Source organism: Kitasatospora sp. NPDC007106 (assembly GCF_040634455.1).
GTDB classification, from domain to species: Bacteria; Actinomycetota; Actinomycetes; order Streptomycetales; family Streptomycetaceae; genus Kitasatospora; species Kitasatospora arboriphila.
The window spans coordinates 1-1,156 of sequence record NZ_JBEYFP010001382.1 but is presented as its reverse complement, the minus strand read 5'-3'; the positions used below and the strand labels follow the sequence as shown (position 1 = coordinate 1,156).

General features: G+C 75.5%; 2 protein-coding genes. Both read left to right on the top strand.

The window, feature by feature from the left end; translation table 11 throughout:
• Positions 1-237: YciI family protein (locus ABZ641_RS38660; RefSeq protein WP_359989374.1), on the top strand; the 237-nt coding region annotated here is incomplete at its 5' end.
• Positions 234-1,156 (top strand): DUF6596 domain-containing protein (locus ABZ641_RS38655; RefSeq protein WP_359989373.1); only part of this gene is annotated, 923 nt, incomplete at its 3' end. The genes ABZ641_RS38660 and ABZ641_RS38655, both read left to right, overlap by 4 nt.

Here is a 1,156-nt window from a genome sequence, read left to right as displayed (position 1 = left end):
GTCAGGCTCGACGGCAATGCCCTCGACCTCGTGAACGCGACCACCGTGCGGGTCCGCGTGGACGGCGAGCGGGTGGTGACGGACGGGCCGTTCGCCGAGACCAGGGAGATCGTCGGCGGCTACTACCTGCTCGACGTCCCCGACCTGGACGCCGCGCTCGACTGGGCGGCCCGGTGCCCGGGCGCCCGGTACGGCACGGTCGAGGTCCGCACCGTCTGGGAGCCGAACCAGTCGTGAACGAGCGGCGGGCGGCCCGCTCCGTGGAGGCGGTGTTCCGCGAGGACCGGAGCAGGCTGCTCGCCCTGCTCGCCGCGAGGTTCGGCGATCTGGACCTGGCCGAGGAGACCGCCTCGGAGGCGGTCGAGGCCGCGCTGCAGCGATGGCCGGTCGACGGCGTCCCGGACAAGCCGCTGGCGTGGCTGCTCACGACGGCCCGCCGCAAGGCCGTCGACCGGATCCGCCGCGACCGGGCGTTCGCGGAGCGGCTGGCGCTGCTCCAGCTGGAGAGCGACCGGGCGGCGGCCGTCGTCCCCGAGCCCGGCTTCGACGACGTCCCGGACGAGCGGCTGCAGTTGTTCTTCACCTGCTGCCATCCGGCGCTGTCGCCGGAGGCGCAGACCGCGCTGGTGCTGCGGTTCCTCGCCGGCCTGACCACGCCCGAGGTCGCCCGGGCGTTCCTGGTGCCGACGGCGACGATGGCGCAGCGGATCGTCCGGGCGAAGCGCAAGATCCGCAGTGCGCGGATCCCGTTCCGCGTCCCGGGGCCGGAGGAGCTGCCCGGGCGGCTGCCGTCGGTGCTGCGGGCGGTGTACCTCGTCTTCACCGAGGGGTACGCGGCCAGCGCCGGCGACGGCCTGCTGAGGCCCGATCTGGCGGAGGAGGCCGTCCGGCTCGCCCGGATCCTGCACCGGCTGCTCCCGGCCGAGCGGGAGGTGGCGGGGCTGCTGGCGCTGCTGCTGCTCACCGATGCCCGGCGGGCCGCGCGGACGGACGCCGCCGGGCGGCAGGTGCTGCTGGAGGACCAGGACCGCTCGCTGTGGGACGCCGACCTCGTCGCGGAGGGGCAGCGGCTCCTCGGCACGGTCTTCACCGCGTCCGGGTGGCGCTTGCGCAGCTCGGCGACGAACGGCACGGTGCGGCGCAGCTCCTCCTCGAC